At 63.4% G+C, this 2,605-nt stretch carries 3 protein-coding genes; 1 reads left to right on the top strand and 2 read right to left on the bottom strand.

Features of this window, described 5'->3' with window-relative positions; genetic code table 11:
- Nucleotides 1–748: amino acid permease (locus tag VFA16_RS01430; RefSeq protein ID WP_324966102.1), on the bottom strand; the 748-nt coding region annotated here is incomplete at its 3' end.
- A gap of 340 nt (nucleotides 749–1,088) precedes the next feature.
- On the opposite strand from VFA16_RS01430, the gene VFA16_RS01425 reads away from it, so the two are divergent.
- On the top strand, nucleotides 1,089–1,871 hold the full coding sequence (locus tag VFA16_RS01425) for a winged helix-turn-helix domain-containing protein (RefSeq protein WP_324966101.1): 783 nt from the start codon (nucleotides 1,089–1,091) through the stop codon (nucleotides 1,869–1,871).
- Nucleotides 1,872–1,914: 43 nt separating this feature from the next.
- On the opposite strand, the gene VFA16_RS01420 is transcribed toward VFA16_RS01425, so the two are convergent.
- Nucleotides 1,915–2,605 (bottom strand): urea carboxylase-associated family protein (locus VFA16_RS01420; protein WP_324966100.1); only part of this gene is annotated, 691 nt, incomplete at its 5' end.

Genomic DNA, 2,605 nt, shown 5'->3' with positions numbered 1-2,605 from the left:
TGTCGGCGAACTCCGGGGCAAAGGTGGCGACGCACTCGAAGCCATAGGTCGTCCAGCAGGCGAGATACAACCAGGTGATGAAGAGCGAAATGGTTGTCCAGGTGCTGAGGTGGCCCGGTACGCCGAGCGGTTGCAAGTTGCTCCCGTGGAACGATCCGTTGACATACGGCACGATCATGACAATCAGCAATGGTATCATGGTCAGAATACCCGTTAACCACGAGAGCCAGACCCCGGGGCGCAGTCCGAACACGTTGAATAGCCACAGGCCGACCAGCATGCCGGTGCCGATGACCTTGGGCACGATATTTGGGTCGGACTTGGGCCAGATTTCCGCTTGCAAGTAGTTCCCGACCAGGAGCCCGTTGATGGAAAGGACGGTGCTCCAACCGAACCAGTAGCCCCACACGGCAAGCGGTCCGATCAACGTGGTGTAGCGCTTTAGCCCTTCATTGGCATAGATACCGATGCCCCCGCTCTTGTTGGGCATCATGGTCGAAAGTTCGGCGTAAATCTCGTTCTGCAGCGCGCCGATGACCACCGAGACGAGCCACATCAGAATCGCGCCCAGAACGCCTAACACAGCTACCGAGACGCCCAGTGAGGCGAAGAGGAAGACGGGAACGGACAGAGCAAGGACGAAGCCATCCCACCAGCGGATCGCCTTCACGAGGTGGCGGCCCTGATATTCGTCCGATAGGGTGCTCAGGGCGCCGCTCTCTGGGGTCGCCATCTGTTGACTGCTCATGCACACTACTCCTAAAGCTTGTTGCTGAATCGACGGGGGCTGTCGAAACCGCGACCTGCCGTCCATCACGCCCGGAACGACGGCGGCTCGGTGCTTTGCGGCTGCCATGCACTGTGCTTTGTTTCCGGCGGTGTCTACCTCCTCGCTGATCATCGTGGCTGGCGAGATCGTATTTATCCAAATTATTGGGAGCTTCGGGAGCGCCGTCAAGCCCTGATGGTAAAATTATGGTGCGCAAATAGAGGATAGGTGGGGTGCAACCGCGTTTGACGGCGGACTGCGAGCGTGCTATGCTGCCACCCGGGCCGCCCTGCGGAGGTGGTTCGGAGGGGAGGTGCGCATGCGCAGCGGGGCCAGCGCGTCGCTGGTGCTGTCGAGCCTGGTCTTCGAGTATGTGTGCGACGCCATGATTCTGGTGGATAGCGAGTCGACGGTGCGCGCCATCAACCCCGCCGCGCAGCGACTGCTCTCGCGACGCCCGGAAGACGTGGCCGGGCGCCTCGACTGTCGCTCCACACTCGGTTGCCGTCCCGAGGTATCAGGTGCCTACGCCGAGCAGACGCGTCGCCCCATGTGTCTGTGCGAACAGGTCCTGGAATTGCATGCGCCGGTGACCAACGCGCGCCTGCGCATTCGCCCGCTCGGGCAGCGCGAGGTGACGGTCTCGGCCAGCTGTTCGCCGCTGCCGGTCGACCATCTGGGCGGCGCCGCCCTGGTGCTGCGGCCGCTCGACAGCGCACGCGAGACCGCGGCCCTAGAAGAGCTGCGCGCCGGACCGCTGCGCCTGAACCCCGCGCGGCACACCCTCAGCGCGCATGGCCGGTCGCTGCGCCTGGCGCCCATCGACTTTGAGTTGGTGCAGACCCTGATGCTGCACCCCGGGCAGGTGGTGCGCCGCAGCGATCTGCTGGAGTCCGTCTGGCATCACCGCGATGTCAGCGAGCGCGACCTGCTCAAGTCGCACATCGGCATGATACGCCGACGCCTGCGCCAGGCCGACGTAACGGACGTTCACATCAACAACATCCACGGCGTGGGATATATGTTGACCTGGGACGGCGCCGAGGGCCTGAACGGCGCGGCCGACGGACCTTCCGCCGGCTCGGCCGGCGATTGGTGGTAGGCGCGCCCACGCAGCGCCCGACGCACCGCCTAGCCGGCCCAACTCAGGACCGGGATGGCCCCGGGTAGATCCGCACCAGGATATCGGTCGGATTCCAGCCGTTGGTCGGCGAGAGGTCGTCGGGGCAGGCGGATGAAGCCAGAAGCAAGTCGGTCTCGGCACGCAGCAGCACGTAGTCGCCGGGTCGGGACACCGGCTCCTCGACCACGAAGGTGCGACCGTCCTCCGCCAGCCGTGTGTTATAGAAGAAATTGATCGGCTGCCAGACAAAGCGGGGCTTCAGTCCATGCTCTTGAAGTTCCCGGTTGAAGTTGTCGGTGCAGTTCTTGTGGTCCGGATAGCCGAGCGCCGCGTAGTAGGCCGCGTTGCAGGCCGGCAGCGTGGTGTCGTGCCTCTTTACCAGGTCTTCTTCCACCCGCAGCAAGGCGACGCCATTGTCGGAATAGATATACTGGCCCTCTTCCGGCCACAGGGCCTCGCAGTTGGCCCTGGTGAGCGTCAGGTTCATCTCATCGTCCAGGTCGGTACCGTTGAAGGCCAGGAAGTCGGTGCACTGTTTGCCCTCGAGATCCACCAGTTGCACGTACTCACCTTCCGCCACGCGGTAGGCGCGCGCGTCACCCGGTTCGATACGAAGTTCCAGCCGTGGGTCACCGAGTCGTTCCAGTAACGACCGACTCTGTTCTGCATGCACGGTCATGTTCGATCCCTCCTTAACGGACCCGGCCTTTACG

This window comes from Mycobacterium sp., assembly GCF_035653355.1.
Classification (GTDB): domain Bacteria; phylum Actinomycetota; class Actinomycetes; order Mycobacteriales; family Mycobacteriaceae; genus Mycobacterium.
The sequence above is the reverse complement of the archived record's forward strand: the minus strand, read 5'-3'. Positions and strand labels throughout refer to the sequence as shown.